Below are 25758 nucleotides of genomic sequence, written 5' to 3'. Positions count from 1 at the left end.
TGGATTTCTCCACCATCATCATAACCCCGCCCTGCCGTGTGATAAGGAAAGTTAGATCCCACTCAGACAAGTGGGTGCCTTGTAGGTAGGTTAGGCTTCCTCCGAAGAGGCATGCACACCGCTACCTACGCTGGCTCCCTAACGGATCTAACTGCCGGATCCCCTTTTCCTCACATCACGAGCAGGGCAGGAAGCCTTTAATTATTTTATACCAAAAAAACATCAACCTATGCAATCTATATTTTAAATTAGGTAACTTCAGGTATAATTAAAAAGATGCTATTTTATCCTATTGACATAGACGACTCCTCTGAAGGCATTCTTCTATTTGGAATAACAGAAGACGGCAGGAGGGAAAAATTCATTGATTCTTCATATCGTCCTTATTTTTTAGTACTTCCTTCAGATAAAAAAAAGGCTGCTGCAGAAATTGAAAAAATTGTCAGGGAAAAATCCCTTCCAGTTACTGAAATAACTGAAGATAAAAGAATTTTTTATGGTCAAGAAAGGGAGTTCATAAAAATTTATACAAAACGACATCAGGATTTACAAAAAGTAAGAGATGCAATAAAAATTCTTGAGGCAAAAAGAGGTGGATCTGGCTCAATAATTGATGAATTTGAATATCAGATATCTCCATACAGAATGTATCTTGCTGAAAAACAACTGTCCTGTCTTCAATGGCTTGAAATTGAAACTCATAGAAATCAGATTAAATCAATTAAAAAAGCTACGGCAAATCCGCCTAAGCTCAAAATTCTTGCTTTTGATATGGAAGTTATTGAGGTGCAAAGAGGAACTCCATCCATTGTAATGATTTCAATTTTCGGTGAGGGATTATCCAGGGTTATTACATATCAGGAAGCAAAATACACTATAGATGCTACAGTTGTTAAGAATGAAAAAGAGCTTATAAAAAACTTTATTGAAAATGTAAGAGATTACGATCCTGATATTATTGTTGGATACAATACAGACCTCTATGACATGCCAATACTGAGAGAAAGGGCAAAACAGCTTAAGGTTGACATAGGAATTCTTTCACGGGATAACTCAGGTATTACTCTTTCAAAAAGAGCAAGATTTACAACAGCAAGACTTATTGGAAGAGTCCACATTGACATATTTAACTTTGTTTTTAATATTCTTTCACCAATCCTTCAAAGTGAGCAACTTACTTTGAAAAATGTTTCCCAGGAACTTCTTGGCGATACAAAACTTGAGATGGAGTACGAAGAAATTTTACAGGCATGGGATAAAGGTCATGAACTTGACAAACTGGCAAGATACTGCTTAAAAGACAGTGAACTTGTGTATGAACTTTCAAAAATGCTACTTCCTGATATCATGGAACTTACAAAAATTACAGGACAGTCTCTATTTGACACATCAAGAATGCCTTATAGCCAGCTTGTTGAGTGGTATTACATAAAAAAGGCAAAGCAACAAAACAGAGTAATTCCAAATCAGCCAAAGTTTGATGAGATAAAGGAGCGTCAGAAAATTACATATGAAGGAGGCTTTGTAAAAGAACCGGAAGTAGGACTTCATAAAGGAATTGCTGTCGTTGATTTTGCTTCGCTTTATCCATCAATAATTGCTACATACAACATCTCAATTGATACCCTTAATTGCAACTGTTGTAAAGAAAGTGGCTACAAAGTTCCGGACTTTCCCTACTGGTTCTGTAAAAACATCAGAGGTTTTGAATCTCAGGCAATTGAAGAACTTCTGATGGAAAGACTTGAGCTGAAAAAACAACTAAAAACACTTAATCCAGAATCTCATGAATACTTAGAGCTTGATACAAAACAGAAAGCACTGAAAACAATTATAAATGCATCCTATGGGTACTATGCTTATCCTGCAAGTAGATGGTATTCCAAGGAATGTGCTGAAGCAATTACAGCTCTTGGAAGATACTGGATTAAGGAGGTTTTAACTAAAGCTGAACAAAAAGGGTTTCATCCAATATATGCAGACACAGATTCAGCATTCCTGAAAATAGATAGCAAAGAAGAAGTTTTACAGTTTATTAAAGAGATAAATCAGAGTTTGCCAGGAGTTATGAGGCTTGATTTTGAGGATTTTTATGTTAAAGGGCTCTTTGTTCCAAGACAAATAGGCGGTGTGGCAAAGAAAAGATACGCTCTGGTTGATGAAAAAGGAAGATTGAAAATAAGAGGACTTGAAGTTGTAAGAAGAGACCTCTGCAGATATGCAAGAGCCACCCAGCAGGAGATTCTCAGAATATGCCTTATTGAAGAGGATATTCCAAAAGCCTTCAAATATCTTGATGAGAGAATTAAAGCCTTACGGGAAGGCAAGTACGACTTGAAGGATCTCGTAGTTTATGAGCAGCTTTCAAAACCTGTTTCAGAGTATAAATTAATATCTCCCCATGTAGCAGCTGCTAAGAGACTGCTTGAAAAAGAAATCCCAGTTGGTGAAGGAAGTGTAATAGGATACATAATTCAGAAAGGCTCTGGTTCAATAAGTGAAAGAGCTTATCCAATAGAACTTGCAGAACCATCAAAAATTGACATTGATTATTACATTGAAAATCAAATTTTACCAACGGCAATGCGAATTTTGAAAGTTTTTAAGAAGGAAAATAAATTATTTTAAACTTTTTAAAATTTCCTTTTTAATTTTATCAATCTTTTCCTTATGAGTTCCCTGCCAGTAAATTTTACCACATGATTTGCAAATTATAAACTCTTGACTGGAAAATAAAACATAATCAGGTATTTCCCCTTTAATTTCTTCCTTTTTTATGCTTTCAGTTTCTCCATTGCAAACAGGACATCTTGGTTTAAGACTAAGTAAATCCAATGAAATTTCGATTTTAGACAAAACTTCAATAATTTGCTCCCTGATTTCTTCTGATTGAATCAAAAAAACCTTTTTCAATAATTTTGATCTTGCGAGCGCATTGTCTCTGGTTAAAAGTATTCTATCTTCTTGCAGAGAAAGCTTAATCAGTTCCTTATCGGTGTAATCATTCCTGTATAGTGTATCAAAACCAAAAAGCCTGAGCCATCGGCTCAGGCTTCCAAGCATAACATCTGCTATAAAGCGAGGTAGTATCAATTTTCTTCAATATTTTCGTAGCTCAATTGCCCCACTTGCATGTTGTAGAATTCACCTTTTATCAAAGTATCTTTATATACAGGACATCCTGTGCCTGCAGGAATAATTCTTCCCATTATTACATTTTCTTTTAATCCTCTCAGTTCATCGATTTTTGCCTCAATTGCTGCATCAGTAAGAACTCTTGTAGTTTCCTGGAATGAAGCTGCTGAAACCCATGACTCAGTTGACAGGGCTGCTTTTGTAATTCCAAGTAAAAGCGGTTTTGCCTGAGCAGGTTTACCTCCACGGGCTATAACTTTTTCATTCTCCTCAATAAATACAAATCTATCGACTTCATCCCCTATTAGAAAAGATGTGTCTCCAGGATCTTCAATTCTTACCTTTTTCATCATCTGTCTTACAATCACTTCAATGTGTTTGTCATGTATTGAAACACCTTGAAGTCTATACACTTTCTGAATTTCATCAACAAGATATCTCTGAAGTTCTGTTGGACCTAATATTTCAAGTATGCTGTGAGGATTAATTGATCCGTCTATAAGAGGTTCACCAGCCTTAACCCAATCTCCATCATGAACTATTACATGTTTACCTTTAGGAATTAGATATTCTCTTGTTTCGTCTGCTCCCCTGACAACTATAACTCTTGACCCCTTCTGACTTCCCTTAAACTCCACTATTCCGTCTATCTCACTGACAATTGCTGTTTCTTTTGGTCTTCTTGCTTCAAAGAGTTCTGCAACTCTTGGAAGACCTCCTGTGATATCTTTTGTTTTAATTGTCTCTCTTGGAATTTTTGCCAAGATGTCTCCTGGTTCTACTACATCACCCTTGTCAACAACTAAAATTGCTCCTGCTGGCAGAAGATATCTTGCAGGACTTCCTGAAGGAAGTTTAGCTGTTTTTCCATCCTTATCCTTTATGGTAACACGAGGTCTGTAAGTAGCTGGATAATCAATGATTATTTTATGAGAAAGACCTGTCGTAGGATCTGTTTCTTCTTTAAATGTTACACCTTCAACAAGGTCACCAAGAGCTATCTTGCCACCTATTTCAGTAATAATAGGTGTTGTATAGGCATCCCACTCAGCCAATCTTTGTCCTGCTTCAATTTTTTGTCCTTCTCTAACAAGAATTTTAGCACCATATACAAGATTATATTTTTCCCTCTCTCTTCCTGATGCATCTACAATAGCAATCATGGCATTTCTATTAAGAACAATCATTGAACCATCTTTTTTTTCTACATAGTGAATGTTTTTAAAGACCACTGTTCCTGAGCTTTTAGCTTCAAGTACAGCCTGTTCAACTATTTTTGTTGCTGCTCCACCTATGTGGAATGTTCTCATTGTAAGCTGTGTGCCTGGTTCTCCAATAGACTGAGCAGCTATGACTCCAATTGCCTCACCTATCTCAACAGGTTCACCTCTGGCAAGATCCATTCCATAACATTTTGAGCAAACACCAAATTTTGTTCTACAGGTAAGAACTGAACGAATTTTTACTCTATCAATTCCTGCATCTACAATCTTCTTTGCAAGAACCTGATCTATCAAAGTATCTCTTTTTGCAATTATTTCACCTGTTAAAGGATCTTTAACATCCTCTGCTAAGGTTCTGCCATATATTCTCTCTTCAAGAGTCATCACTATTTCTCCGCCTTCCACCAGGGCAGTAGTATATATTCCTTCTTTTGTTCCACAATCATGTTCAACAAGGAATACATCCTGTGCTACATCAACGAGTCTTCTTGTTAAATAACCGGCATTTGCTGTTTTTAACGCTGTATCCGCAAGACCCTTTCTTGCACCATGAGTGGATATAAAGTATTGCAGAGGAGTAAGACCTTCTCTAAAGTTAGCTGTAATAGGTGTTTCTATAATCTCACCTGATGGTTTTGCCATCAGTCCTCTCATACCAGCAAGCTGTCTTATCTGAGCAATACTACCACGAGCACCAGAGTCAGCCATCATAAATATGCTGTTAAATGATCTTCTTTCTACAAGTTCCTCTGGAGTTAGTTCTTTACCTTCTTCTGCGCCAAGTTCTTTCATCATTTCGTCGGCAACTTTCTCAGTAACATTTGCCCATATATCTATGACTTTGTTATATCTTTCACCCTGCGTAATTAATCCTTCAGCATACTGCCTCTGGACTTCCATTACCTGAGCTTCTGCTTCTTTAATCAACTCTGCTTTCTTTGAAGGTATATGCATATCATCTATACATATAGAAATTCCTGATTGTGTGGCAACTTCAAATCCTAATTTTTCAAGTTTATTCAAAAATAAAACTGTTGCTCTCTTACCAAAATTGTAGTGAATGTATTCAATCAGTTTTCCAAGTTCTTTTTTTGTCAACTCCTTATTAATCATCTCAAAAGGAACACCCTCAGGCACAATCTCTCTAAAAAGAATTCTCCCTACAGTGGTCTCAACGAGCTTTCCATTTAATTTGACTTTTATAGGAGCATGTTTTTCCACCACCTTGCTCTGATAAGCAAGAATAACTTCTTCAGGATCAGAAAAAACTTTACCAGCACCTTTCGCGTCTTTCTTTACTTTTGTAAGGTAGTAAATTCCTAAAACCATATCCTGTGTTGGTACAACAATTGGCTTACCATTAGCAGGAGAAAGAAGATTTCCAACTGACATCATTAAAACTCTTGCCTCAATCTGAGCTTCATAAGAAAGAGGAACATGAACAGCCATCTGGTCACCATCAAAGTCTGCATTGAAAGCTGTACATACCAGAGGATGAAGTTTTATCGCTTTTCCTTCAACAAGCACTGGATCAAATGCTTGAATTCCTAATCTGTGAAGTGTAGGAGCTCTGTTTAAAAGTACAGGATGTTCCTGAATAACCTCTTCAAGAGCATCCCAAACTTCATGTTTTTCCTGTTCAACCAGTCTTTTTGCCTGTTTTATTGTTGTAGCATAACCTTTTTCTTCAAGTTTATTAAAAACAAAAGGCTTAAACAACTCAAGAGCCATTGTCTTTGGCAATCCACATTGATGCATATCAAGTTCAGGACCAACTACAATAACAGATCTTCCTGAATAGTCAACTCTTTTACCAAGAAGATTCTGTCTGAATCTTCCTTGCTTACCTTTTATCATATCACTCAGAGATTTAAGAGGTCTGCGAGTGCCTGCTTTCAAAGCTTTTGAACGCTTGGTGTTATCAAAAAGTGTGTCAACAGCTTCCTGAAGCATCCTTTTTTCATTTCTGATAATTACGCTTGGAGCCTTAAGTTCCATAAGTCTTTTCAATCTGTTATTTCTGTTTATAACCCTTCTGTAAAGGTCATTTAAATCTGAAGAAGCAAATCTTCCGCCATCAAGAGGCACAAGAGGTCTCAACTCTGGAGGAAGCACAGGAATGATATCAAGAATCATCCACTCAGGCCGATTTCCTGAATTTTTGAAAGCTTCTACAACTTTAAGTCTTTTTGTAAGTTTTCTCTTGATTCCTGTTGATGTAGCAGTTTCTATTTTTTCCTTAAGTTCTTTTGCAAGAACTTCAAGATCAATCTTCTTAAGGAGTTCTCTTATAGCTTCTGCTCCCATTCCAGCTTTAAATTTGGTACCGTATTGGGCAAAATATTTTTTGTATTCTTCTTCAGTGAGAATATCTTTTTCTTTTAAAGGTGTATCACCAGGATCAATAACTATATAGTCTTCATAATAAATAACTCTTTCAAGTTGTCTTACTGAAAGATCAAGTAAAAGACCCATTTTACTTGGAACGCCTCTCACAAACCATATATGGGCTACAGGAGAGGCAAGTTCAATATGACCCATTCTCTCTCTTCTTACTTTACTCTGAATTACCTCAACACCACATTTATCACATATAACACCTTTATGTTTCATCCTTTTATATTTACCACAAAGACACTCCCAATCTTTTATCGGACCAAAAATTTTAGCACAAAAAAGCCCCTCAGGTTCTGGCTTAAATGTTCTGTAATTAATCGTTTCTGGCTTTTTTACTTCTCCGTATGACCATTCTCTTATTTTTTCGGGTGAAGCAAGCTTTATTCTTATAGCATCAAAATCTCTCGGATTTTTAGGTTTTTGAAATAGTGAATAAATATCTTCTATCAAGGTTTATACCCCCTTTTATAAGTAATTCAAAATTTAAAGTTCAATGTTCATTATTCAAATTTTTTCTTTTTCTCCAGAAGTTCCACATCAAGACAGAGACTCTGGAGTTCTTTTATCAAAACATTAAATGATTCAGGAACTCCTGGTTCCAGCACAGGATGTCCTTTTACAATAGCTTCATACATCCGTGTTCTACCTGTTATATCATCACTTTTTACAGTTAAAAACTCCTGAAGTGTGTATGCAGCACCATAGGCTTCAAGTGCCCAAACTTCCATTTCACCAAGTCTCTGTCCACCAAATTGTGCTTTACCTCCAAGGGGTTGCTGGGTAACAAGAGAATAAGGACCTATGGAACGAGCATGAATTTTATCTGCAACAAGATGGTGAAGTTTAAGCATATACATATAACCAACCGTAACTGGCCTTTCAAAAGGCTCCCCTGTTCTGCCATCATAAAGAGTTACCTGGCCTGTAGTTGAAAATCCTGCTTTCTTAAGCATCTCTTTTATTTCATCTTCTTTTGCACCTTCAAAAACAGGGCTTGCAATATGAAGACCAAGAGCCTTAGCAGCAAGTCCTAAATGAGTCTCAAGAATCTGTCCAACATTCATTCTTGAAGGAACTCCTAAAGGATTGAGTACTATATCAACAGGTGTACCATCCTCAAGATATGGCATATCCTCCTCAGGCAGAACCATTGAAACAACACCCTTGTTTCCATGTCTTCCTGCCATCTTGTCTCCAACCTGAATTTTCCTTTTCATGGCAATGTAAACTTTCACTATCTGATTAACACCAGGAGGAAGCTCATCCCCTTTACGAATTCTTTCTATCTTTTCATTGTATTTTGCGTAAATCTGTTTTATGTTCTGCTCCACCTCTTTGTTAACCCTGTTTACCTCTGCCTTAACATCAGGGTCTTCCACTTTCAGCTTAAGCAGTTGATTTACATCAAGAAGATTAACAACATTTTCTGTAAGTACTTCTCCTTTATGGCACAGAATTTTGTCACCTTTTTTGACATCTTCAAGAACAACTTTACCCTGCAGTATCTTTCTAATTCTGCTTGCCTTTGTCTCTTTAAGAATTCTTATCTCATCTTCTCTGTCTCTTTCTATTCTCTTTATTTCTTCCTCTTCTATGGCAAGAGCTCTCTTAGATTTTTCTTTTCCTTTTCTTGTTAAGATCTTTACATCAATAACAACTCCTTCTATTCCTGGAGGAACATAAAGGCAGCTTTCTTTAACATCTTCTGCCTTTTCGCCAAATATTGCGTAAAGAAGCTTTTCTTCAGGAGTAAGAACTCTCTCTCCCTTTGGTGTTACCTTTCCAACAAGGATATCACCTGATTTTACTTTAGCTCCTATTCTTATAATTCCATCTTCATCAAGATTTTTAAGAAGTTCTTCATTTACATTAGGAATTTCCCTTGTGATTTCCTCTGGACCAAGCTTTGTATCTCTACATTCAATCTCGAATTCATCAATATGAATGGAAGTATAAACATCTTCTTTTACCAATCTTTCACTTATCAGGATAGCATCCTCAAAGTTATATCCACCCCAAGGCATAAATGCTACAAGAACATTTCTACCAAGTGCTAACTCACCTTTATCCATGCTAGGACCATCAGCCAGAATTGTTCCTCTTTCTACAATCTGTCCTACTTTCACAATAGGCTTTTGATTCATGCATGTTCCTTGATTGGATTTGTGAAACTTGACCAAATTATATATATCGACTCCACCGCCCTCTTCAGTAACTCTAACTACAATTCTTGTAGCATCAACACTTTCCACTATTCCTGCCCTTTTTGCAACAACAAGCCATCCACTGTCTCTTGCTGCATAGAGTTCCATTCCGGTACCAACTACAGGAGCTTCAGTTTGAATTAAAGGAACTGCCTGTCGTTGCATGTTCGAACCCATCAAAGCTCTGTTTGCATCGTCATTTTCAAGAAATGGAATTAAAGAAGCAGACAAACTAACTATCTGTTTTGGAGAGACATCCATGTACTGCACTTCATCACGGGATACCATCTTGAAATCTCCCTTAACCCTTGCTGAAACTGTCTCTCCGATAATGTTTCCATCTTTATCTACTGGAGTCGTTGCCTCTGCGATGACATAATTCTCACTTTCAAGAGCACTTAAATAATGTATCTCATTTGTGACTTTTCCATTAACAACTTTTCTATAAGGAGATTCTATAAAACCAAACTCATTAATTCTTGCATAAGTTGCAAGAGAAGTTATAAGACCAATATTAGGTCCTTCTGGAGTTTCAATAGGGCATATTCTTCCATAGTGAGTTGGATGAACATCTCTCACTTCAAATCCTGCTCTTTCTCGGGTAAGTCCTCCAGGACCAAGAGCACTGAGTCTTCTTTTATGTGTAATCTCACTCAATGGATTGGTCTGATCCATAAATTGACTGAGCTGGCTTGTGCTGAAAAACTCCTTAACTGCTGCCATTACAGGTTTTGTATTTATTACATCATGAGGCATGGCTGTTTCAACATCTGTTATTGTCATTTTTTCTCTGATTGCTCTTTCCATTCTTACAAGACCAATGCGGAACTGATTTTCAAGAAGTTCGCCAACTCCTCTTACTCTCCTGTTTCCAAGATGATCTATATCATCTACCTCTCCCTTGCCTGTTCTGAGATTTAGAAGATATTTAACAATCTCTATGATATCTTTATCAGTAAGAACTCTTACATCAAGAGGAATATCAAGGCCTAATTTTTGATTCAGTTTAAGCCTTCCAACTGCAGAAAGATCATATCTTTTTGGATCAAAGAATAATCCATAGAACAATTCCTCTGCTGCTTCTTCAGTAGCAGGTTCTCCAGGTCTTAATTTTTTGTATATTTCTCTTAATGCATCCTTTTTACTTGTAACTCTATCAGTAAGTAATGTCTCTCTTAATGAAGGAAGATAATTAACATTATCTATGAAAAGCAGTTCTAATTTTTGAATTTTAGCAGCCAGAATTCTGTGGAATGCCTCTTCTGTAATCTCTTTATTACTGTCAACTATAACTTCTCCTGTTTCAGGATCAACAATATCTGAAAGGGTTATTCTTCCTATAATTTCACTTCTCGGGATTGGGATTTCTTGAATCCCAAGTTCCTTCATCTTTTTCAGAGCATATTTTGTAATTTTACTGCCTTCCTTGACTATAATCTCACCATCAGGACTAACAATATCTACTTTTGTTCTAACTCCTGCCAAAATATCAGTTACAACTCTTGTATATGTGTTTTCATCTTTAATTCTTATTTCCTCTATGGGATAAAAGATTTTCAACAAGTCCTCATTCGTATATCCCAATGCTTTAAGAACAATAGTGGCTGGTAACTTTTTCCTTTTATCAATACGGACATATAAAAGATCCTTTGAATCAAATTCAAAATCAAGCCATGAACCTCTAACTGGTATAACTCGTGCTGAATAAAGAAATCTTCCACTTATCCTGCTTTTGCTTCTGTCTGGGGCAAAATAAACACCTGGAGATCTATGTAACTGGCTAACAATAACCCTCTCAACTCCATTTATTATAAAACTCCCTGTTTCAGTCATCATTGGGAGGTCACCAAGAAAAACTTCCTGCTCCCTTGATTCTTTCAGAATTTTCCTTCCCTCATCATCTCTATCCCATATATTTAAACGAACTTTCATCTTTATTGGAACTGAATAGGTCAACCCTTTGACCATGCATTCATAAGGAGTAAGTTTAGGCTCTCCAACTGAGTATGAAATAAATTCTATTGTAGTTGTTCCGTTATAGTCGCTTATAGGGAAAACACTATTTAGAGCTGCTTGAAGCCCCTCATCAGCCCTTTCATCTGGTGGAACATCTTTCTGAAGAAATTTCTCAAAAGATTTTTTCTGAAACTCTAAAAGATAAGGCACCTCCACAAGTGGAGGTACCTTTCCGAAGTTTATTCTCTCTCTTAAAGGCTTTATCATGGTTCTCCTTCTTTTTTTATTTTTTACTGTATTTCTACTGTTGCTCCTTCAGCTTCAAGTTTTGCCTTAATCTGCTCAGCTTCCTCCTTAGAAACACCTGTTTTCACTGGCTTTGGAGCACCATCAACGAGATCCTTAGCCTCTTTAAGACCAAGTCCAGTAAGTTCTCTTACTACCTTAATTACCTGAATCTTTTTATCTCCTGCTGCCTTTAAGATTACATCAAAGCTTGTTTTTTCCTCTGCTGCTGGAGCTGCTGCAGCTGCTGCTGGAGCTCCTGGTACTGCTGCTGCGACTGCTACAGGGGCTGCTGCTGTAACTCCGTATCTTTCCTCAAACTCTTTAATAAATTGACTGAGTTCAATAATTGTGAGATTGTCAAAAAATTGAAAAACCTCTTCTTTTGTAATTGCCATAACTTTTTCCTCCTTTTATTGAGTTTTCTTATTTTTCAATGCTTCTAATGCGTAAAGTAATTTAAGAGTAACTCCTTGCATTGCATAAGCCATTTTTTGCAATGGAGAACTCATACCACCAACAAGCATACCAAGTAAAACATTTTTTGAAGGTAATTTGGAGATCTCTTTAAGTTCTGCTAAAGAGTATACCTTGCCTTCAACAACACCCTGTTTAATTTTAAACTTCTCATTTTTTTCAGAAAAATCAAGTGCTTTCTTAACTACAACAACAGGGTCATCATAACCAAAAACAACACCAGTGCATCCCTTTAGAGAACTCTCTAACTGCTCTCTTAGAGAAACATCTGACACGGCTATCTTAAAAAGAGTATTTTTGCATACCTTATACTCTCCACCAGAGTCTTTTATTGCCTGCCTTAATTCTGATATTTCAGCAACTGTCAAGCCCTGAAAATCAGTTAAAATAAAAGATTTGGCTTTAGATAGCCTGTCAGTAAGTTCTTCAACTGTTTTTTTCTTTTTTTCTTTAATCGTGCTCAGATTATCCCTCCTTTCCCGGACAGCAGTGCGGATGAAGGCTTTGTCAATCTATTGTTCTCCTAATCTCGGCAGGCGGTTTAACCATTAAGCCTCATGGCACCTGCTGTCTCAGATTATTTGTAACAGGCAAAGCCTGTTTTAAAGTTTAAGTTTTGATATATCTATTTTCAAACCCGGTCCCATTGTAGAAGACAAAACTACTTTCTTAATGTATTTACCTTTTGATGTAGGTGGCTTTGCTTTAATTACTGACTTCAAGACCGCTATGGCATTTTCAATAAGCTTTTCTTTATCAAAAGAAAGTTTACCGATAGGAACATGGACAACTCCACCTTTATCAGTTCTGTATTCGATTTTTCCTGCTTTTGCCTCTTTAACTGCCTTTGCAATATCAAAAGTTACAGTTCCAAGTTTTGGATTGGGCATTAATCCTCTTGGACCAAGAATTTTACCAAGCTTACCAACCTGTCCCATCATATCTGGAGTTGCAATAGCTCTATCAAATTCGAGCCATCCCTGTTGAATCTTCTCTATTAAATCTTCCGCGCCTACATAATCAGCTCCTGCTTGTTCTGCTTCTTTTTCTTTTTCACCTTTAGCAAAAACCAACACCCTTACCTGTTTTCCTGTTCCATGAGGAAGAACCACTGTACTACGAACAACCTGATCTGATTTTCTTGGATCAACTCCTAAATTTATTGCCATTTCAACAGTTTCATCAAACTTCGCAAAACTATTTTCTTTTAAAATGTCAATCGCTTCTTCAAGTGTATACTCTTTTGTTAAATCTAATTTTTCTTTAACAGCAGCTAATTTTTTACCCATTTTAAATTACCCCCTTATCTCCACGCCCATGCTTTTTGCTGTACCAATAACCATCTTCATTGCTGCCTCTAAGGATTTTGTATTCAAATCTGGTAATTTTGTTTTTGCGATTTCTTCCACCTGCTTCATAGTTAATGTGCCTACTTTTTCTTTACCTGTTGCACCCGAGCCTTTAATAATTCCAGCAGCTTTTTTGATAAGCTCACTTGTAGGTGGAGTCTTAAGTATAAAAGTAAATGACCTATCCTTATAGATCGTTATTACAACAGGAATAAGAGTATCTCCCATATTTTGGGTTTGAGCATTAAATTGCTTGCAAAACTCCATAATGTTGATACCATGTGGACCAAGTGCTGGTCCTACTGGTGGAGCAGGATTAGCTTTACCTGCAGGTATTACAAGTTTTACCTGTCCTACTACTTCCTTTTTTGCCATAATGTATTCCTCCTTTAAACCTTTTCAACCTGTGAAAAATTAAGTTCTACAGGTGTCTGTCTTCCAAAGATACTTACCATAACCTTAACTCTTTCCTGTTCAGAATTTACTTCATCAATATATCCTGTAAAATTAGTAAATGGTCCATCAGTAATTCTCACAGTTTCGCCTTTTTCAAAATGGGCTTTTATCTGTGGAGCTTTACCTTTTTCAAGTTGCTGTAAGATCATTTCTACTTCTTCCTCTGGAATAGGAGCAGGTTTTTTGCCACCAACAAATCCTGTCACTCTTTGAGTTGTTCTTATTAAATGCCATGTTTCTTCATTGAGTTCCATTTCTACAAGAATATATCCTGGATAAAATTTCTTTTCCTGTTCTTTTTTCTTCTTACCTTTTACTTCAATTATCTTTTCAGTAGGAATTAAAATTCTTGAAATTTTATCTTCAAGTCCTTTACTTTTAACTCTCTCTTCAATGGAAGCCTTAACCTTTTCCTCAAAACCTGACATTGTATGAACTACATACCACTGTTTTGCCATATTCTCACCTGATAAATTCAGCTACAATTCTTGATAAAACAAAATCTACTAAACCAAGAAAAAAAGAAATTAAAACAACTGTCACAATAACTACCCATGTAGAAGCAATTACTTCGTCTTTTTTGGGATAGTTAACTTTTTTTGCCTCTATTTTTACTTCATTAAAAAAATTCTTAATCTTTGCTATCATATCTCACCTCAAAAAAACATAACGAACAGGCCAGGAGGGATTCGAACCCCCAACCCCCGGATTTGGAGTCCGGTGCTCTAGCCGTTAGAGCTACTGGCCTATTCTTATGCTTTTGTTTCTTTATGTAATGTATGTTTTCTACAATGTTTACAATACTTTTTTAACTGTAATTTATCAGGTGTATTTTTTTTATTCTTAGTTGTAGAGTAATTTTTGCTTTTACATTCTGTACATTGAAGTAAAATTATGTCTCTCATCTTTACTCCAGCACCTCTGTAACTACACCTGCACCTACTGTTCTTCCACCCTCTCTTATGGCAAACCTAAGTCCCTCTTCCATTGCTATCGGTGCTATCAACTCCACTGTCAGATTCACATTGTCCCCAGGCATCACCATCTCCACTCCTTCAGGTAACTTTATTACTCCAGTTACATCTGTCGTCCTAAAATAAAACTGTGGCCTATATCCATTGAAAAATGGTGTGTGCCTTCCTCCCTCTTCCTTCGTAAGTACATACACCTCTGCCTTAAACTTTGTATGCGGTGTGATACTCCCAGGCTTCGCAAGAACCATACCACGCTCTACTTCATCCTTCCCTATCCCCCTTAAAAGCACTCCTATGTTGTCTCCAGCTCTACCCTCATCAAGTATCTTACGAAACATCTCTATACCTGTTGCTACCGTCTTCCTTGTCTCTCTCAATCCAACTATCTCTACTTCATCTCCTACCTTTATTATCCCCCTCTCTACTCTACCTGTCACTACTGTTCCACGTCCAGATATGCTAAATACATCCTCTATCGGCATTAAAAATGGCTTGTCTATCGGTCTCTCAGGCTCAGGTATATAACTGTCCAGTGCATCCAAAAGTTCCTGTATAGGCTTGTACTCCTCTGCATTAGGATCTTTGCTACTACTCTCCAATGCCTTCAATGCACTGCCCCTTACTACCGGTATCTCATCTCCAGGAAATCCATACTTGCTCAATAACTCCCTCACCTCAAGCTCTACTAAATCCAGTAACTCAGGATCATCTACCATGTCTGTCTTGTTCATAAATACTACTATGTAAGGCACTCCTACCTGCCTCGCAAGTAGTATGTGCTCCCTGGTCTGTGGCATAGGTCCATCATTTGCTGCCACTACCAGTATAGCTCCATCCATCTGCGCTGCCCCTGTTATCATGTTCTTTATATAGTCTGCATGCCCAGGACAGTCTACATGCGCATAATGACGCTTCTCTGTCTCATACTCTACATGTGCTGTGTTTATCGTTATACCCCTCGCCTTCTCCTCAGGTGCATTGTCTATCTGGTCATAACTCCTGAACTGCGCCAATCCCTTCAAATCCAAATACTTCGTTATCGCTGCTGTCAATGTGGTCTTACCATGATCAATATGCCCTATCGTGCCTACATTTACATGCGGCTTCTTCCTCTCAAATTTTGCCTTAGCCATCGTCTCCTCCTTAAAATCTTTAAAACTTTTATTTTCCTCTTCTCTAAAGCCCATGACCGGGATCGAACCGGTGACCTCGTCCTTACCAAGGACGTGCTCTGCCGACTGAGCTACATGGGCATAAAAAAGCGGGAAACGGGATTTGAACCCGCGACCCTCAGCTTGGAAGGCTGACGCTCTACCGCTGAGCTATTCCCGCATATATGGAGGGGGAAGGATTCGAACCTTCGAAGGCTGACGCCAACAGGTTTACAGCCTGTCCCCTTTGGCCACTCGGGAACCCCTCCGCAACAATATTATAAATTGTTCTCTTCAAGTAATTCAAGCCACCGAAGGGATTCGAACCCCCGACCCGCTGATTACAAATCAGCTGCTCTACCCGCTGAGCTACGGTGGCATCCATAACTAATAATATAAGAATTTTTAAGCTGGATTGTCAACTTTTTATAAAACTTGTATAATATTTTAACAAAAACAATATCTGGAGGTAAAGAGATGAATACAAAGGTAAAAGAAATAATGAATACCAAGCTTGAAACAATACAACCAGATGCCACTGTTTATGATGCTATTGAAAAACTTGTAGATAGAAGAATGCGTTCACTAATTGTTCTTCCCAAAGATGATAATGATGTATATGGAGTAATAACAGTAAGAGACATCGTTTTTAAGGTTATATCCAAAAATTTAGACCCTCATAAAATAAAAATAGAAGAAATTGCATCAAAACCTGTTATAAGTATTGACAAAGAAACAGAAATTGAACATTTAATAAAGCTCATGGAAAAGTTTAATATTGCAAGAGTATTTGTTCATGAAGGCAAACAAATTGTAGGAGTTGTATCTCTTTTTGATGTTCTTTCTGCAACATTAATAGCAAGAGCAAGGAGAGATTAAAAAATGTTTGAAAAATTATTATCCGGTGGTAAATTAGAAAAAAAAGTAATAGAGAGTATTAAAACTCACTTAAAAATTCTGTGCTCTGCCACTGAATGTTTTGAAAATTCTATAATAACAGAACAAAAAGAAGGAACTTTTTGTGTTTCAGACCTTGAAAGGGAAGCAGACTCTGTAAGAAGAGAAATAATAACAACCATTCATCAGGGAGCATTTCTTCCTTTTATAAGACCTAACATCTGCAAATTTATAGAAATAGTTGATGAAGCCTTTGACATTCTTGAAGATGCCGCTTTTGAATTCAGATATGTAAAAGATGAGATTTATAAAATCATAAAAAATGAATGCATCAGAGTTTCAAAAATCAACTCAGAGATGTGTAAACTGCTTTCAATCGCTTTTGATGCTTTTATAGGAAAAGGAGATTTAAAAGAAAAAAGTTTGGCTATAAGAATATATGAAAAACAGGTGGATGATCTTAAATTTGACATATCTGAGAAACTAAGAACGGTTGAAATAAAAGATTTTTGGGATGGAAAAACAATAAATGACTTTGTAGGTTATCTGACAAAAATAAGCGATTTAATAGAAGACGCAAGTGATTATCTATATATTATTGAATTAAGCCTCAGGTAAAGAATTAGAATTGATTACAGGAAGGGTGGGATGATAGAGGTTGCAGTTGTTGCAAGCTTTCTTATTGCCTTTGGAATAGGCTCAAATGATGCCTCAAATGCTCTTAGCATATGTGTAGGAGCAGGAATAATAAAATTAAAAAGAGCCATATTTCTTTTTGGAATTCTTGTCTTTCTTGGAATCTTTTTACAGGGACAGAAAGTTATGAAAACAGTAGGGAAAAATACAGTTGATGTAAATTTATCAATTGTTATAGTCGCTTTAACAATATCTGCCATATTGATAATAATTTCAAACTGGAGAAAACTACCTTTATCTACTCATCAGGTTATTATAGGAAGTTTAATAGGCTCTGCTGTTGCTTCTGATAGCCATGTTAATATTACATCTATTATAAAAATAATAACTTCCTGGATAATTTCACCATTTGTGGCAATGTTTTTTTCTTTTGTTCTTTATAAAGCCCTTGAAAAAACCATATCAAAATTTTCCTTTTTCCATATCGAGAAACTTCTAAGAATATTTTTGATTTTTAGTGGTATGTTAATCTCTTATAATACAGGAGCAAATGAACTTGCCACTGTTCTTGGTCCTGTGATGCATTCAGGTATTGAAATCAATAAAATCTTTTTATTTTCAATAGCATCGATTATGGTTTTCTCTGGAGCGATTCTTTTAAGTCATAGAGTAATAGAGACTGTTGGAAAGGGAATTACTACATTAGACCCTTACTCTGGGTTTGCTGCTCAATTTGGTGCGGGTGGATGTGTATTATTCTTTACATTTTTGGGAATGCCTATATCAACAACCTATTGCATTATAGGAGGTATAAGTGGGGTAGGATTAACAAAAGGGATAAATACTGTTAAGTTAGGACTTTTGAAAAAGATTGGGATTAATTTTGTATTAACGCCATCTTTAGCTTTTTTATTAGGATATTTTGCAATTAAAATATTTAGATTAATTTATTCCTAAATATTCCTTTATTCTTGAAACAGCCTCAGGTATTGCAGCCTCTACAGAAGGGCTTAACTGTCTGGTTAAGGTTTCAACATCTTCAACTTCCACGCCAATGATTTTTATCTCTTTTGGCATTTCATCTGGATATATGGATTTTCCAATTCGTATCAATTCAAATATTGAAAGATTGTGTGTTCCACTTGCATAAACATTTCCCCAATAATCTGTATTAAACTCAATGATGCTCCCAGGCTCTTTTCCTGTTTTTACTCCATCTACAATCAATGCTCTTTCATATCCTAATAATGAATCAATTAGATTAAAACCTATATTTAAAAGCTTAACAGTATCAACAATTCCCTCAAAATGTTCAACTATTTTTAATCCTATTCCGTCATCTTTAAAATTTGGATTACCAATACCAACAATTATAGTTTTCATTTATCCTCACTAAATAATTGAATATTAGGAAGCGGGGGTGTTACCCCCGCTTATTTTAGATACTTTTTAGACTAATTCATAGTTTCTGAGGGTTTTCACAAGTTCGCCATGATGGTCTATTATGTCTATTCTTACAGGAATTCTTCCAGGAAGTGTGTGAGTTGAACAGGCAAAACAGAGGTCATACGGACGATAAGCGATTTCAACAAGATTAAGAATTCCCTCATCGACTTTTCCATTCTTTATAAAGTTTTCTGCAGCTCTCTTTACAGCTATGTTCATAGGTCCTTTATTATGAGTTGTAGCAACTATCAAATTAGCATCCGTAACAATTCCCTTCTCATCGGTCCTGTAATGATGTATCAATGTACCTCTTGCTGCTTCAACAATGCCAACGCCTTCACCCACAGGACTGCCAAGCTCCTGACGAACATTGGGATCAGTAATAGATTCGTCAGAAGCAATCTTTTTAATGTTTTCTGCAGCATTCATAAGCTCTATTGCTCTTGCCCAGTGATAGGCAAGCGTGTTATGAACAGGCTTGCCACCAAAGGCAGCAACCATCTTTTCATAGGCTTCCTGTGCTAAAGGAGTATCAAATCCGCTTCCTACATTAAATCTTGCAAGAGGTCCTACACTGTAAATGCTGGTTCCATCTCCATCTACAAGTCCCTTCCATCCAATTTTCTTTAGATATGGAGCTTTCTGATAACTCCATGGAAGTGTTCTTTCTGCAATGTAGTCCAGATATCCTATACCTTTAAATCTTCCTATTTCATTCCCTTTCGTATCAACAATCTTCTGTGTTCCGTCATAATAAACAATTTTGTCATTTTCATCAACTGTTCCCATGTAATTGGTAACAACTTTGTAAACATTACCGGTTACAAGTTCCATATATTCTTTGTTCTGAAGAACGACTTTATCAAATACATCGAGGGTTAATTTCCCGAGTTCTATACAATCGTCAGCAAGCTTAAGAATTTCTTGCCTTTCTTCCTCTGTTATTCTCTTTGACCATCCACCTGGAAGTGCTGCAACTGGATGGCTTGTTCTTCCTGCGGTTAGCTCGAAAATTTTAACTGCGGAAAATCTTTTCTTTAATACGAGCTTACCAACATCTGCACCTACTTTTAAAATAAGACCTATGAGATTTCTTTCAGCTGGTGAAGCTGTTGGTCCGCATACAAAATCTGGAAAACCAAGAGCATAAAGAATTCCTGTGTGGTCTTCTACATAATGAGCATTATAAAAAAGTTCTCTAATTTTCTTTGCTGTTGGAGTGGGCTCCACTCCATAAACTGCGTCTGCAGCCTTCACTGAGGCTGTAAAATGCACGCCCCTTCAAACACCGCATATGGTGCTTACAGTTCGGGGAACTTCCTCAATAGGCATTCCAATGAGAAATTTCTCATAGCCCATGAATTCAACAACCTGCATAAAAGCATTTTCTACATTTCCTTGTTCATCAAGGAAAATAGTTATTTTTCCATGGCCCTCAAGCCTTGTCATCGGATTGATTTCGATTTTTTTCATTCCCTTTCCCCCCTTCTGGGTTATTTTTTTTATTATATCTTTCAGGCTCATTAAATTATCTCTTTAATCTTTTACCCAAAAACGAACTTGGCAGTGTATATCTGTAGAATAAATGAACTGGGTCTGGAATCTGGTCAACAAGCTCTTCATTGTCAAGCATGCTTGCAATAGCACTGATTGCTCTCAAACCAAAGTCTTTGACTCCAGGAATAGGTCCGCCACATCCTCTACATGGCATATTGGCAGCTGGACATTTTGACCCACAGTCACCCTGGGTTACTGGTCCAAGACATAAATAACCTTCTTCAAGAAGACAACCATCTTCGCTTGGTGCTCCATCAATAGTTCTTTTTACAGTTGTTGCAAGCTTCTTTGGTTTACCTTTTAATACAGGATTTCTATCACATACTTCACATACTGCTTTACCCATTGTAATCCATGAGCCTGGAGGTGGAAGCTGTCCAGAAAGCAAAGCTGTAAATGCCTTTGCTATGTGCTCATGATACGGAGGGCATCCTCCAATGTAGTAATCAACCTTTACAACCTGATCAAGTGCTCTCGCATCCATCAAAGTTGGCAAAGTTAATTCATACTTTCCGTCCACTGTAACTGTGGTCTGAGGCAGAACTTTTTCTGGATTATCTGTGCTAAATGTGTTTATATAAGCTTTATCAAGCAGTTGTTCTGTTGTATGTAAATTTACAAGTCCTTTTATTCCACCACAGGCTGCACATATTCCAAAGGCAATTAGAATTTTACATTTTTGCCTTAATACCTTTGCGATATGCTCATGCTCTGAATTTCTAACATTACCAGAAAACAGACCTACATCAATTGAGCCATCTGGCATTGCTTCAAGGTCTTTATATTTAGCATCTGCCACTGTAGGTGCCCAAAATACTATATCTACTGCAAGGGCAACATCTACCAATGCTTCAGATAAATCTACAACAGCAATATCACAGCCACCACAACCACCAGCAAGATAATATGCAAGTTTAGGTTTGCTCATTGTGCCCCTCCTTTTAATGGATTTGGTCCAAGTTCCCTTATTTTAGCATCAAACTCTGTCATGGCTTCAGAAAATCTCTTTCCTTCACTTCCTGAAATCCACTCAAGCTGAATTCTTTCTGGCTCAATTCCAAGATCTGTTGCTACTCTCTTGAAAAGCTTAAATCTTCTTATTGCTTTGTAGTTACCTTCTTTATAGTGGCAGTCACCAAAGTGGCATCCACCTATAAATACTCCATCTGCACCCCTTTTGAGGGCTTCTGCTATAAATTCAGGCTCCACTCTACCACTACAGGGCACTCTAATTATATGCACTGTAGGAGGATAACTGTAACGCAGGCTTCCTGCCAAATCTGCTCCTGCATAAGTACACCAATGGCAGGCAATCACAATAAGTCTTGGCTCCCATGCCATATTAATTACCTCCTTTTATCTTAGTTATTACTCCGTTCAAAGGAATTGATGCCATAGCAGTTGCTTTTTCAACATCTGCCCCCATTGCTATGGCTGCAAGTTGAACGATGTGAATAGCTGGAATTTTATAGTCAAGCTTTTTTTGCTCTACCAAAAGTGCCTGTCCAGCATCAAACTGAAGAAGACAAGAACTACAGCCCATTACATTCACATCAGGGTCTACTTCCTCTTTTATTACATCAAGTTTTTTCTTAAACAGTGCAAGAGACTTTTCAGATGCAGTTGACCTTAAAGCACCCATCCCACAGCAGTCAGTTATTGTGCTGTAATGGGGTGCAACTCCACCCATAGCTTCGCAAATTTCTCTAAGCCTCGTTGGATAGAAAGTATTTTCTTCATTTGTTGGATAGGCTCTGCTGGGCCAGAGATTATGACATCCTGTCTGGACTGCGCATTTTAAACCATTAAGATTGTATTTTATTTTTGATTTGAGATTGTCGAGTCCTACTTCTTCATAGAGGAAATTAATAAAATTCCATACCTTTGTAGTTCCTTTATATTCCTTACCAACTTTGGCAAGAATTTTATTTACCTGCTCCTTTATCTCAGGATGTTTTTCCATGTGATATCTTGCTTCATTAAGAGAACCATAGCATGAACCACAGCCTGTAATTATATCAACACCTTTTTCTTCAGCAATTGATAAATTCCATGCTGAAGCTGCTGCCCAGCCAACTAAGTCAAGAGATGGCATGGTTCCAAAGGCAGGACAGCAGGTAGCTCCTTCAAGTTCAACTATTTCATAGCCAAGCTCATTAAGAAGATATCTTGCAGAATACTCAACATCAGGTCTATTAAAAGGTATGTTACATCCAAGGAAAAATCCTATTTTCTTCATCTTTATCCTCCTTAATCAAGCGGGAATGGTGCTATTTCTTCCAGGATGGTTTGTTTTAATACCTCCTGGTATTTCTTTCTTAACTCATCAAAACTGATTGCTGTTGGTGGTTTCTCAGGTAATCCTACTTTCTTTCTTCTTTCTTCATATCCCTTTGGATATACTGCATGCCCAAATCTATAAAGATTTCTTAAACCTTCATAGGTATTGGCAGGACATGATTCAACCTTCATTGCAGCTCTTCTTACTGCCTGAATTACCTCATAAGGTTTTACATCCATTGGGCAAATCTCTACACAGCGATTACAGGACTGACAACCCCATACAGAAGAATCTTCAAGAAGGACATCTCTTAAACCAAGATTCGCTGCATGGATTATTCTTTTGATAAAAAATTCTAAACCTGCTAATGCCATTGGACATGTAGATGCACATTTTCCACACTGTATGCATTCTCTCAATTCCTCTGCCCCGAGTTCTACTAACTCTTTTATAAAACTTTCGTCTGCCTGGGTAAGGTCAATTACATTTACGCCACCCTCTTCCATTTTTCCCTCCTTTTATTTTTATGCTTCAGTTAATGCATCAATCTGTGCCATAATCTGCTCAGTTGTAAATCCGTGGAATGTGATTGCTCTTGATGGACATGCACTGGCACAGACTCCACATCCTGCACAAAGCGCAGGTTCAATATAAGCCTTTTCTTTACCTTTATATTCCTCAAGCTTTATTGCACCATAAGGACAAAGTGGTACACAAACACCGCAGCTACTACATTTATCTCTATCTACCTCAGAAACTATTGCTTCAAACTTAATTTTTCCAGGAATAATTAAAGCTGCTGCCGCAGATGCCGCTGCTCTCGCCTGAGCAATTGATTCTGGAATATCCTTTGGTCCTTGAACACATCCAGCGATAAATACACCTCTTGCTGAAGTTTCAACAGGATAAAGTTTTGTGTGAACTTCTCTTAAGAATCCTTCTCTTCCACAAGTTGCACTAAACATTCGACTAAGTTCATCCACACCATCTGGTGGCTCAATAGCTGTTGCAAGAACAACCATGTCTGCATCAAGCTCAACAGGTGCGCAGAGGTCAGAGTCAAATCCTCTTACTCTCAGTTTTCCATTTGGTTTTACATCAACTGCTGAAACTCTACCACCTTTAATAACCTTAACACCTAATTCTCTTGTATAAACATAGAATTCTTCAAAGTCTTTACCAGCTGTTCTTACATCTATGAAGAAGAGATAAAGTTTGATATCTGGATATTTTTCTTTAAGAATCCTTGCATGTTTTAGCATATACATGCAGCATACCTTTGAACAATAGGTATGATATCTTTCATCTCTACTTCCAACACAGGAGATAAAGACTATTGTCTTTGGTTTTGTACCATCAGATGGCCTTTTGAGTTCTCCACCAGTTGGTCCTGTGGCAGATAAAATTCTTTCAAATTCCATTGAAGTTATAACATCTGGGCTGTGAGGAGAATATTCTTTAAAGTAATGTTTAGGCATTGGCTTAAAACCAGTGGCAATAATTACAGCTCCAACCTTGATATTCACATATTCATCTTTATCATCAAATTTTATTGCATCGGCTGGACATCCTTGTATTCCTTTCGGTGGGATGCCTTTTTTACATATTTCACAAGCGGGTTTACCTGTCTTTTTCATTGATTTAAAATATAAACAATTAGCTTCATCTATAACTGCTTTTTTAGGAACTGCTTGAGGGTACTCTATGTATGCTGCTCTTCTCTGATTTAAACCAAAATTATATTCATTAGGAACTCTTGATGGACAAATTTCTGTGCATACACCACAACCTATGCATTTGTCCCAGTCCACATATTTTGCCTTTTTCTTTATCCGAATATCAAAATTTCCAACATATCCTTTAACCTCGTCTACTTCTGCGTAAGTAATAAGCTCTATATTTGGATGCTGGGCGACCTCGCCCGTCTTAGGCGTGAGTATTCAAGCCGAACAATCCATAGTGGGGAAGGTTTTATCAATCTTTGACATATTGCCACCAATTGATGGCTGTCTCTCCACAAGATAAACTTTAAGCCCCATATTTGCAAGATCAAGTGCTGCGAACATTCCAGCTATTCCACCTCCAACAATCAAAACTGACTTTTCCATATCTCCGTAGCGATCCTCAAGAGGCTCGTTTAGTCTTACCTTTGCTACAGCACTTCTTATCAATCTTTTTGCTTTCTCAAGAGCACCAACTTTGTTATGCCAGTGTGGCCAGCTGTCCTGATCTCTTACATTAGCCATTTCAAAAAGATATCCATTAAGACCAGCATCTTCAACAGCTTTTTTAAAAATAGGTCCGTGGGTTCTTGGAGTACAGGCAGCTACCACAACTCTGTCAACTAAACCATTTTTAATATCTTGCTTTATTAAGTCTTGTCCTGCATCTGAACACATAAAAAGATAGTTTCTAACAACAGCTACATCTGGTAGAGATTCAGCAAATTTTTTAAGTTCTTCAATGTTAATGGCACCTGCAATATTCTCACCACAGTGACATAAGTAAACCCCGATTTTTGCCATTTTAAGCCCTCCTTTGAATGGATTTTTTATTGTAGTTTAACCCTTTATAGCATTTTTGGCAAAATTTGTCAAGAGGTATTTTAAAGTGCTTGCAAAATATTGATTTTTTATGGTATTGTTTTTTTCATAGCCGGTGTGGTGGAACGGCAGACGCGGCGGACTCAAAATCCGCTGGGAGCAATCCCGTGTGGGTTCAAATCCCACCACCGGCATTGTTTATTACTTTTGAATTCATTTCCGTTGATTTAAATTTCTAAGCAATTTTGTGTAAAATAATTTATGTATTTGATTCAATCTATGAGAGAATGGAGAAATAGACTTGTAGTGCTTTCTCATAAGAAAATGAAATTACATATTTCATCTATCCCTCCCAGAAAAATTGTAACATTCTCAATATGTTTTGAACAAATCCATCTCAATGGAAGGTAATGTCAATAACTTTGTGTAAATTCATAAATAGGTGTATTCCTCCATTTTTCGTTTAAATGGCTTATCACTGCAAAAACTATTCTTTCAATACTTTCAACATTATTAAAACAACTCATAGTTCTCGTTCTTCGCCTTACTTCCCTAAATGCCCTCTCTATTATGTTTGTTGTCCTTAACTTCTTCCATAATGCCTTAGGTGTCTTGTAAAAAGCTGTCAATTGCTCCCAGTTCTTCCTTATACACTCTGCTGCTTTAGGATAAAGTCTGCCCCACTTGCTCTCCCATAACTGAAAATTTCTCTTTGCCTCTTTTAAATTCTCTGCACTATATATCTTCTTAGCTTCAAAAAGACATTCCTTTTCATCTTTCTTTCTAAGATA

At 37.1% G+C, this 25758-nt stretch carries 23 protein-coding genes, 6 tRNA genes and 1 other RNA gene; 5 read left to right on the top strand and 25 right to left on the bottom strand.

The window, feature by feature from the left end; genetic code table 11:
* Positions 1 to 19 precede the first annotated feature (19 nt).
* Positions 20 to 196: non-coding RNA, 6S RNA (gene ssrS, locus TAGGR_RS05255), on the bottom strand.
* Between the two features lie 80 nt (positions 197 to 276).
* Between ssrS and TAGGR_RS05250 the strand changes: the two genes are divergently transcribed.
* Positions 277 to 2628 carry a DNA-directed DNA polymerase gene (locus TAGGR_RS05250; RefSeq protein ID WP_059176282.1) on the top strand — a complete coding sequence of 784 codons (2352 nt, stop codon included), beginning with the start codon at positions 277 to 279 and terminating at the stop codon, positions 2626 to 2628.
* On the opposite strand, the gene TAGGR_RS05245 is transcribed toward TAGGR_RS05250, so the two are convergent.
* From TAGGR_RS05245 to TAGGR_RS05170, 16 genes are all read right to left on the bottom strand, one after another.
* On the bottom strand, positions 2620 to 3093 hold the full coding sequence (locus tag TAGGR_RS05245) for a Mut7-C RNAse domain-containing protein (protein WP_269083322.1): 474 nt from the start codon (positions 3091 to 3093) through the stop codon (positions 2620 to 2622). The two genes, TAGGR_RS05250 and TAGGR_RS05245, sit on opposite strands and share 9 nt — an antisense overlap.
* Positions 3090 to 7202, bottom strand: coding sequence for a DNA-directed RNA polymerase subunit beta' (gene rpoC / locus TAGGR_RS05240; RefSeq protein WP_059176559.1), 4113 nt, complete (start codon positions 7200 to 7202; stop codon positions 3090 to 3092). Before rpoC ends, TAGGR_RS05245 begins: the two co-directional genes overlap by 4 nt.
* Positions 7203 to 7255: 53 nt before the next feature.
* Positions 7256 to 11182 (bottom strand): DNA-directed RNA polymerase subunit beta, encoded by a 3927-nt coding sequence (gene rpoB / locus TAGGR_RS05235; RefSeq protein ID WP_059176280.1) that lies wholly within the window; start codon positions 11180 to 11182, stop codon positions 7256 to 7258.
* Between the two features lie 23 nt (positions 11183 to 11205).
* Positions 11206 to 11598 carry a 50S ribosomal protein L7/L12 gene (gene rplL, locus TAGGR_RS05230; protein ID WP_059176279.1) on the bottom strand — a complete coding sequence of 131 codons (393 nt, stop codon included), beginning with the start codon at positions 11596 to 11598 and terminating at the stop codon, positions 11206 to 11208.
* Positions 11599 to 11613: 15 nt separating this feature from the next.
* Positions 11614 to 12132: a 50S ribosomal protein L10 gene (gene rplJ, locus TAGGR_RS05225; protein ID WP_153000451.1), complete on the bottom strand. Its 519-nt coding sequence runs from the start codon at positions 12130 to 12132 to the stop codon at positions 11614 to 11616.
* Positions 12133 to 12279: 147 nt separating this feature from the next.
* Positions 12280 to 12966: a 50S ribosomal protein L1 gene (gene rplA / locus TAGGR_RS05220; RefSeq protein WP_059176277.1), complete on the bottom strand. Its 687-nt coding sequence runs from the start codon at positions 12964 to 12966 to the stop codon at positions 12280 to 12282.
* A gap of 6 nt (positions 12967 to 12972) precedes the next feature.
* Entirely contained in the window at positions 12973 to 13401 is a 429-nt protein-coding gene (gene rplK / locus TAGGR_RS05215; protein WP_059176276.1) for a 50S ribosomal protein L11, read from the bottom strand.
* A gap of 14 nt (positions 13402 to 13415) precedes the next feature.
* Positions 13416 to 13940: a transcription termination/antitermination protein NusG gene (nusG, locus tag TAGGR_RS05210; RefSeq protein ID WP_059176275.1), complete on the bottom strand. Its 525-nt coding sequence runs from the start codon at positions 13938 to 13940 to the stop codon at positions 13416 to 13418.
* 4 nt (positions 13941 to 13944) lie between these two features.
* The gene (gene secE / locus TAGGR_RS05205; protein ID WP_059176274.1) at positions 13945 to 14130 is read right to left on the bottom strand and encodes a preprotein translocase subunit SecE; all 186 of its coding nucleotides are present in this window, start codon (positions 14128 to 14130) and stop codon (positions 13945 to 13947) included.
* 26 nt (positions 14131 to 14156) lie between these two features.
* Positions 14157 to 14230: transfer RNA gene (locus TAGGR_RS05200), tRNA-Trp, on the bottom strand.
* A gap of 4 nt (positions 14231 to 14234) precedes the next feature.
* The gene (rpmG, locus tag TAGGR_RS05195; RefSeq protein ID WP_059176273.1) at positions 14235 to 14387 is read right to left on the bottom strand and encodes a 50S ribosomal protein L33; all 153 of its coding nucleotides are present in this window, start codon (positions 14385 to 14387) and stop codon (positions 14235 to 14237) included.
* A gap of 2 nt (positions 14388 to 14389) precedes the next feature.
* Complete coding sequence (gene tuf / locus TAGGR_RS05190) at positions 14390 to 15589, bottom strand: elongation factor Tu (protein ID WP_059176272.1); 1200 nt, start codon at positions 15587 to 15589, stop codon at positions 14390 to 14392.
* Positions 15590 to 15636: 47 nt separating this feature from the next.
* Positions 15637 to 15709 (bottom strand) — tRNA-Thr (locus tag TAGGR_RS05185).
* A gap of 7 nt (positions 15710 to 15716) precedes the next feature.
* Positions 15717 to 15788, bottom strand: a tRNA-Gly gene (locus TAGGR_RS05180).
* A 5-nt stretch (positions 15789 to 15793) separates the two neighbouring features.
* A tRNA-Tyr gene (locus TAGGR_RS05175) sits at positions 15794 to 15876 on the bottom strand.
* Between the two features lie 37 nt (positions 15877 to 15913).
* Positions 15914 to 15986, bottom strand: a tRNA-Thr gene (locus tag TAGGR_RS05170).
* Between the two features lie 98 nt (positions 15987 to 16084).
* On the opposite strand from TAGGR_RS05170, the gene TAGGR_RS05165 reads away from it, so the two are divergent.
* The 3 genes from TAGGR_RS05165 to TAGGR_RS05155 are packed head-to-tail and all read left to right on the top strand — an operon-like array spanning position 16085 to position 18097.
* Positions 16085 to 16486 carry a CBS domain-containing protein gene (locus tag TAGGR_RS05165; protein WP_059176271.1) on the top strand — a complete coding sequence of 134 codons (402 nt, stop codon included), beginning with the start codon at positions 16085 to 16087 and terminating at the stop codon, positions 16484 to 16486.
* A gap of 3 nt (positions 16487 to 16489) precedes the next feature.
* A complete protein-coding gene (locus TAGGR_RS05160; RefSeq protein WP_059176270.1) occupies positions 16490 to 17122 on the top strand; it encodes a TIGR00153 family protein in 633 nt (210 codons plus the stop codon).
* A 30-nt stretch (positions 17123 to 17152) separates the two neighbouring features.
* Entirely contained in the window at positions 17153 to 18097 is a 945-nt protein-coding gene (locus TAGGR_RS05155) for an inorganic phosphate transporter (protein ID WP_059176269.1), read from the top strand.
* Here the strand turns inward: TAGGR_RS05155 and TAGGR_RS05150 are convergent.
* From TAGGR_RS05150 to TAGGR_RS10915, 7 genes are all read right to left on the bottom strand, one after another.
* Positions 18083 to 18523, bottom strand: a complete 441-nt coding sequence (locus TAGGR_RS05150; RefSeq protein WP_059176268.1) for a hydrogenase maturation protease — start codon at positions 18521 to 18523, stop codon at positions 18083 to 18085. The two genes, TAGGR_RS05155 and TAGGR_RS05150, sit on opposite strands and share 15 nt — an antisense overlap.
* 66 nt (positions 18524 to 18589) lie before the next feature.
* Positions 18590 to 20059 (bottom strand): Ni/Fe hydrogenase subunit alpha, encoded by a 1470-nt coding sequence (locus TAGGR_RS05145; RefSeq protein WP_082673595.1) that lies wholly within the window; start codon positions 20057 to 20059, stop codon positions 18590 to 18592.
* A gap of 55 nt (positions 20060 to 20114) precedes the next feature.
* Complete coding sequence (locus tag TAGGR_RS05140) at positions 20115 to 21071, bottom strand: NADH-quinone oxidoreductase subunit B family protein (protein ID WP_059176267.1); 957 nt, start codon at positions 21069 to 21071, stop codon at positions 20115 to 20117.
* The gene (locus tag TAGGR_RS05135; RefSeq protein ID WP_236698918.1) at positions 21068 to 21490 is read right to left on the bottom strand and encodes a hydrogenase iron-sulfur subunit; all 423 of its coding nucleotides are present in this window, start codon (positions 21488 to 21490) and stop codon (positions 21068 to 21070) included. Before TAGGR_RS05135 ends, TAGGR_RS05140 begins: the two co-directional genes overlap by 4 nt.
* A complete protein-coding gene (locus TAGGR_RS05130) occupies positions 21486 to 22382 on the bottom strand; it encodes a CoB--CoM heterodisulfide reductase iron-sulfur subunit B family protein (protein WP_059176265.1) in 897 nt (298 codons plus the stop codon). Before TAGGR_RS05130 ends, TAGGR_RS05135 begins: the two co-directional genes overlap by 5 nt.
* Before the next feature lie 11 nt (positions 22383 to 22393).
* Positions 22394 to 22930 carry a 4Fe-4S dicluster domain-containing protein gene (locus TAGGR_RS05125; protein WP_059176264.1) on the bottom strand — a complete coding sequence of 179 codons (537 nt, stop codon included), beginning with the start codon at positions 22928 to 22930 and terminating at the stop codon, positions 22394 to 22396.
* Between the two features lie 18 nt (positions 22931 to 22948).
* Complete coding sequence (locus TAGGR_RS10915) at positions 22949 to 24949, bottom strand: CoB--CoM heterodisulfide reductase iron-sulfur subunit A family protein (RefSeq protein WP_082673560.1); 2001 nt, start codon at positions 24947 to 24949, stop codon at positions 22949 to 22951.
* Between the two features lie 129 nt (positions 24950 to 25078).
* Here TAGGR_RS10915 and TAGGR_RS05115 point away from each other — a divergent pair.
* Positions 25079 to 25161 (top strand) — tRNA-Leu (locus tag TAGGR_RS05115).
* Positions 25162 to 25380: 219 nt separating this feature from the next.
* Here TAGGR_RS05115 and TAGGR_RS10640 read toward each other — a convergent pair.
* Positions 25381 to 25758 (bottom strand): transposase (locus TAGGR_RS10640; RefSeq protein ID WP_173636693.1); only part of this gene is annotated, 378 nt, incomplete at its 5' end.

It is taken from the genome of Thermodesulfovibrio aggregans, assembly GCF_001514535.1.
GTDB classification, from domain to species: Bacteria; Nitrospirota; Thermodesulfovibrionia; order Thermodesulfovibrionales; family Thermodesulfovibrionaceae; genus Thermodesulfovibrio; species Thermodesulfovibrio aggregans.
The sequence above is the reverse complement of the archived record's forward strand: the minus strand, read 5'-3'. Positions and strand labels throughout refer to the sequence as shown.

Excerpts from the sequence above, each read along its gene's own strand:
- TAGGR_RS05250 (WP_059176282.1), top strand. The coding sequence starts at position 277 with ATGCTATTTTATCCTATTGACATAGACGACTCCTCTGAAGGCATTCTT.
- rpoB (WP_059176280.1), bottom strand. The coding sequence starts at position 11,182 with ATGATAAAGCCTTTAAGAGAGAGAATAAACTTCGGAAAGGTACCTCCA.
- rplL (WP_059176279.1), bottom strand. The coding sequence starts at position 11,598 with ATGGCAATTACAAAAGAAGAGGTTTTTCAATTTTTTGACAATCTCACA.
- rplA (WP_059176277.1), bottom strand. The coding sequence starts at position 12,966 with ATGGGTAAAAAATTAGCTGCTGTTAAAGAAAAATTAGATTTAACAAAA.
- rplK (WP_059176276.1), bottom strand. The coding sequence starts at position 13,401 with ATGGCAAAAAAGGAAGTAGTAGGACAGGTAAAACTTGTAATACCTGCA.
- nusG (WP_059176275.1), bottom strand. The coding sequence starts at position 13,940 with ATGGCAAAACAGTGGTATGTAGTTCATACAATGTCAGGTTTTGAGGAA.
- secE (WP_059176274.1), bottom strand. The coding sequence starts at position 14,130 with ATGATAGCAAAGATTAAGAATTTTTTTAATGAAGTAAAAATAGAGGCA.
- rpmG (WP_059176273.1), bottom strand. The coding sequence starts at position 14,387 with ATGAGAGACATAATTTTACTTCAATGTACAGAATGTAAAAGCAAAAAT.
- tuf (WP_059176272.1), bottom strand. The coding sequence starts at position 15,589 with ATGGCTAAGGCAAAATTTGAGAGGAAGAAGCCGCATGTAAATGTAGGC.
- TAGGR_RS05165 (WP_059176271.1), top strand. The coding sequence starts at position 16,085 with ATGAATACAAAGGTAAAAGAAATAATGAATACCAAGCTTGAAACAATA.
- TAGGR_RS05160 (WP_059176270.1), top strand. The coding sequence starts at position 16,490 with ATGTTTGAAAAATTATTATCCGGTGGTAAATTAGAAAAAAAAGTAATA.
- TAGGR_RS05155 (WP_059176269.1), top strand. The coding sequence starts at position 17,153 with ATGATAGAGGTTGCAGTTGTTGCAAGCTTTCTTATTGCCTTTGGAATA.
- TAGGR_RS05150 (WP_059176268.1), bottom strand. The coding sequence starts at position 18,523 with ATGAAAACTATAATTGTTGGTATTGGTAATCCAAATTTTAAAGATGAC.
- TAGGR_RS05140 (WP_059176267.1), bottom strand. The coding sequence starts at position 21,071 with ATGAGCAAACCTAAACTTGCATATTATCTTGCTGGTGGTTGTGGTGGC.
- TAGGR_RS05130 (WP_059176265.1), bottom strand. The coding sequence starts at position 22,382 with ATGAAGAAAATAGGATTTTTCCTTGGATGTAACATACCTTTTAATAGA.
- TAGGR_RS05125 (WP_059176264.1), bottom strand. The coding sequence starts at position 22,930 with ATGGAAGAGGGTGGCGTAAATGTAATTGACCTTACCCAGGCAGACGAA.